The following is a 4,661-nucleotide window of genomic DNA, read 5'->3' as shown; positions in this document are numbered from 1 at the left end:
CCGCAAGGCCGCGAGCCGCCGTTGACTTTTCCGCGACGCCGCCATCGCGGCGCGCTGCACTTGCCCTCATGAAACGCTTTCCTTACGCCCACGCCACCCACCCGCAATGGCAGATGGCCGCTGCCCTGGTGCTCGCGCAACTGCGTGCCCAGATGGCGCTGCCCGAATACGCCAAATCGCCCTGCCTGGGCCTTCTCTACATCACCGACCACTACGCCAGCGAAGCCGAGGCCATCCTCAGGCACCTGAGTGCCGAGCTGTCGTCCGAGGCGATCGATTGGGCCGGCACCGTGGGCGTGGGCATCGCGGCCAACAACGTGGAGTACTTCGACGAGCCCGCGATGTGCGTGATGCTGTGCGACCTGCATCCCGGGCAGTACCGCGTGTTCAGCGGCGTGGCCCCGCTCTCGAGCAGCGGCCGATCGGCCATCCCCGACCGTTTTGAGGCGCACACGGCGCTGGTGCATGCCGACGGCAGCACGCCCGAGCTGGCCGAACTCATTGCCGAGATGGCCGAGCGCACGCGCAGTGGCTATGTGTTTGGCGGCCTGGCCGCCAGCCGCCACCAGAGCGTGCAGTTCTCGCTGAGCAGCGCGGGCAACCTGGACGGCCAGGGCGCGGCAAGCGGGGTGTTTCATGGGGGCTTGAGCGGCGTGGCCTTCGCGGCGGACGTCGGGCTGGTCTCGCGCGTCACGCAGGGCGCGCAGCCGGTGGACCGCGAGCGCACGGTCACGGCATCCGACGGCAACCTGGTGCTGATGCTCGACGACGAGCCCGCGCTGGACGTGTTGTTGCGCGAACGGGTGATATCGCTGGAGCAGCCCGAAGAAGCCATGCCGCGCCTGCGCGCGACGCTGGTCGGGCTCTCGCCGCCGCTGCCCGAGCGCGGCGCGTCGTCAGCGCCCGCCCCGCGGGTGCGCGGCCAGTTTGGCACCGAGGTGCTGGTGCGCCATCTGATCGGCCTGGACCCGGGGCGGCGCGGCATCGCCATTGCCGACGTGGCCCCCGTGGGGACGCGCCTGGCCTTCTGCGAGCGCAACGCCGAGGCCGCGCGCGCCGACCTCGTGCGCGTGTGCGCCGAGGTGCGGGAAGAGCTTGAGCCCGAAGAGCTGGGTCTGTCGATGGCGGCGGCGCTCTCGTCCACCGAGGTCGATGCAGGCCCGCACGCCGCGCGGCGCATCGCCGGGGCGGTGTACGTCAGCTGTTCGGGGCGTGGCGGGCCCCATTTCGGCAGCCCCAGTGCCGAGCTGCAGGTGGTGCGCCGTGCGCTTGGCGATGTGCCCTTGGTGGGCTTCTTCGCCGGCGGCGAGATCGCGCACCAAAGCCTCTACGGTTACACCGGCGTGCTCACGGTGTTCACCATGCCCTGAGGCGGCCGGCCCAGGCCGATGCCGCGCGCCCGCGCGCGCCGCAGCAGGAACAGCACGATGCCGATGTTGAGCAGGTTGAAACCGATGCCGTTGAGGAAAGCGGCCCGGTAGGACCCGGTCAGGTCGAAGATCGCGCCCGACATCCAGCCGCCCAGCGCCATGCCCAGCAGCGTGGCCATCAGCACCGTGCCCACACGCACGCCGGCCTGCATGGGCGCGAAGTGCTCGCGCACGATCAAGGCGTAGCTCGGCACGATGCCGCCCTGGAACAGGCCGAAGAGGCCGGAGATCAGGTACAGCGGCACAAGGCCATCGAACGGCAGGAACAGCAGCAGCGCCACGCCCTGAAGCACCGAGCCCAGCAGCAGCGTGCGCAGGCCCCCGATGCGGTCGGAGATCCACCCGGAGATCAGCCGGCTGGCCACGCCCATGCCCAGCATCACCGAGAGCATCTCGGCGCCGCGCGCGGCGCCAAAGCCCAGGTCGGTGCAATAGGCCACGATGTGCACCTGCGGCATGGACATGGCCACGCAGCACGACACCCCGGCCACACACAGCAGGGCCTGCAGCGTGGCCGGCGACAGGCCCAGTGGCCGATCCGCTTGCGCGGTGGTTGCGCCGGTGGTGGCGGCCGACATCGGCGCGGCCTCCGGGGGCGGGCGGCGGCGCAGCACCAGGGCCAGCGGCAGCATGGCGAGCAGGCAGAACACGCCGATGACGGTGTAGGCCTCGCGCCAGCCGCCGTGGTCGATGAAGTGCTGAGTGACCGGTGGCCAGATCGCACCGGCCACGTAGTTGCCGCTCATGCAGATCGCCAGCGCGATGCCGCGGTGCCGGTCAAACCAGCGTGAGGTGTCGGCCACCAGGGGCGCGAAGGTGGCCGAGGTGCCGAGCATGCCGATGAGCAGGCCTTGCGCCAGGCTGAACTGCCACAGCGTGGTGGCCGCGCCGGCGGCGATGAAGCCCAGGCCCAGGCCGATGGCGCCGCCGATCACCGGCACCATCACGCCGAACCGGTCGGACAGTTTGCCCATGAGGATGCCGCCGATGCCAAAGCCCACCATGGTCAGCGTGTAGGGCAGCGAGGCCGCGCCGCGGTCGACCCCGAAATCGGCCTGGATGCGCGGGAGCACCACGGTGACCGAGTACATGCCCACGCCGCCCAGCGTCATGAGCGCAAGCGATGCGACCAGCCGCCACCACGCGTAGGGTGATTCGGCGGTCGCGGCAGGGCTCATGCGGTGCGGGGTTGTGCCTGCGAGGCGCGGGCCCGGGCGCGGTCGAGCGTGCGGCGGGCTTCGTGCACCGGCATGCCGTACATGTCGGCAAAGGCCTCGACCGTCTGCCCGCTGGCGTCGAAGGCGCGCAGCATGGCTTCGTCGCGCGCGGCGCGGCTGGCCGCATCGGCCAGGGCGTCGGCGGTGATGGCGTTGACGGTTTCGTCGCGTCCCATCACCAGCGCGGCGTAGGCCTCGCGGCCCAGACCCGAGGCTTCGAAGGCCTGCGCGATGCGCTGGCGCAGCTTGGGGACCAGGTCCTCCGGTGAGCGGCCCTGTCGGCGGCGGAACACCTCGATCAGCGCGTGGTGCACGTGTTCAGGCGCCAGGGCTTCCACCGGCTGACCGGCGAGGTCGTGGCGGGGCTGGCCCGAAGCCACCACGCTCAGGTAGCGCGACGAGCGCGTGTGCAGGGCCAGCGCGGCCTTGAGGCCTTCGGCCTCGAGCACCCCCGGATGGGCGTCAAGCAGGTCCTGGTAGATGCCGCGCTTGAGTGGCTTGAGCACCTCGCCGAACAGGCCAGGGACGAGCTGGGCCAGCTGGTCGAGCACCGGGTGCTGCCGGGGCGGGCGGCCTTCGGCGCGCGGGGCCTTGTTGCGCGGTGTGCCTCGGCGTGCGCGGGCCGGTTGGACGGTGGCGGGCGCGCCGGGCTGGGAGGGGGCTGTGTTCATGGCTGAGGAGGTCGGCAGCAGTGGCTGCGAAGTCCGACATCATGCCAGCGCGGCGGCGGCGGGCCAGCTCGGCCTCCACCCGCCGCCCCGGCCTGCGCCCGCAGTCTGGTCGTTTCGTGAACTTTTTACCTCAATTCATGGCGGCAAACCATGGATTTTGTAGTTGAACAGTGTTATAAATTTCAGCCGCAGGTGCTTTTGAGCCGTCCACAGAGGCGGGCTCCTGCGCAACAAGGGCTGATGGGGACTCGATGGCCGGCGGTGAACAGATCGCCCCGGCGCGGGGCCCCTGGGTTTCCAACCAACTTGATTCGGGAAAGACCTCGACATGTTTGACGCATTCGACAAGGGTGTGAGGCCGGAGGCTTCGCATCGGAGGGAGGAGGAATGGGGGCGTTTGGTGCGGCGCGAAATGCGCTCTTCCGACGGCGCCTTCCGCCCAGACGCGAGCGCCGCCACCGGCATGGCATTTCGGGACGTGTTGCGGCACGTGCACACGCGAGAAGCCCCGTGCGAGGGGCATGGGCCCGCCGACCTGCGGCAGCTCAACCAGCAGCTGCTGCGGGTGCTGAATGCCTGCCACGAGGTGGACACGGCCCGGCGGCGGCTGATGGGCGGCCTCAACGCCCAGCAGATCCTGAAGGACGTGGGCGACCTCCTCAACGCAAGGGGCGAGCGCGCCGTGCGCCCGAGCCCGGAGCGGCGCCGGCTCGTGGCGATGATGCAGGACCTCTGGTGTTCGGTGGACATGGCCATGGCACTGTGGGATTCGGCGGGCCGCTACTTCACCCGGCTGACCCGCCTGCTGCCGGCCCAGCTGGACGCGAACGGGGTGGGCTTTGTGCCGGTGGCGCCCGACGAGATCGACCGGCTGGCGCTCGAGGTGCAGCGGCTGGGCGAGGCATCGGCAAGGACGCCGGATGGGTATTGCCACTCGGCGAGCGATCGGTTTGCCCTGGCCAGGGCAGCCTACCTGCAGGCGGTCACGGACTGGGAGCAGGCCCAGCGCCGCTGGGCCCGCGCCAGCCGCGTGCGGCAGCAGGCCGAACCCGGGGTTCACCTGGGCGCCCGCGGCGCGCTGGTGTTCGCGAAGGCGGTGTCCGACCAGGAGTGGCAGCGCAGCAACCTGCTCATGCGCGAAGCGCACGCCAGCATGGCGTCTCATGCCCTCTATGCCGTGGCCCTGCAGTTGCCCCGGCACCTGGGGCTGAGCTGACGGGCCCAAAAGAAAGCCCGCAGCGCCGGAAGGCGTGCGGGCCTGGGTCCTGGGGACGTGGCTCGACGGTGGTGATCAGAACGGGATGTCGTCGTCCATGTCGTCAAAGCCGCTGGACTGGCGAGCC

General features: G+C 70.7%; 4 protein-coding genes. 2 read left to right on the top strand and 2 right to left on the bottom strand.

Features of this window, described 5'->3' with window-relative positions; translation table 11 throughout:
- Nucleotides 1-68 precede the first annotated feature (68 nt).
- On the top strand, nucleotides 69-1,370 hold the full coding sequence (locus KIT86_RS24205) for an FIST C-terminal domain-containing protein (protein ID WP_297403159.1): 1,302 nt from the start codon (nucleotides 69-71) through the stop codon (nucleotides 1,368-1,370).
- On the opposite strand, the gene KIT86_RS24200 is transcribed toward KIT86_RS24205, so the two are convergent.
- Together KIT86_RS24200 and KIT86_RS24195 are read right to left on the bottom strand one after the other, a co-directional pair.
- Nucleotides 1,334-2,608 carry an MFS transporter gene (locus KIT86_RS24200; RefSeq protein WP_297403157.1) on the bottom strand — a complete coding sequence of 425 codons (1,275 nt, stop codon included), beginning with the start codon at nucleotides 2,606-2,608 and terminating at the stop codon, nucleotides 1,334-1,336. The two genes, KIT86_RS24205 and KIT86_RS24200, sit on opposite strands and share 37 nt — an antisense overlap.
- Nucleotides 2,605-3,318 carry a ProQ/FINO family protein gene (locus KIT86_RS24195; RefSeq protein WP_297403155.1) on the bottom strand — a complete coding sequence of 238 codons (714 nt, stop codon included), beginning with the start codon at nucleotides 3,316-3,318 and terminating at the stop codon, nucleotides 2,605-2,607. The genes KIT86_RS24200 and KIT86_RS24195 overlap by 4 nt, the downstream gene beginning before the upstream one ends.
- A gap of 412 nt (nucleotides 3,319-3,730) precedes the next feature.
- Here KIT86_RS24195 and KIT86_RS24190 point away from each other — a divergent pair, with 412 nt between their 5' ends.
- Entirely contained in the window at nucleotides 3,731-4,534 is an 804-nt protein-coding gene (locus KIT86_RS24190) for a hypothetical protein (protein ID WP_297403153.1), read from the top strand.
- Nucleotides 4,535-4,661: the final 127 nt, after the last annotated feature.

The organism is Hydrogenophaga sp., from assembly GCF_026125825.1.
Classification (GTDB): Bacteria; Pseudomonadota; Gammaproteobacteria; order Burkholderiales; family Burkholderiaceae_C; genus Hydrogenophaga.
This window is presented reverse-complemented; position numbering and strand designations above follow the sequence as displayed.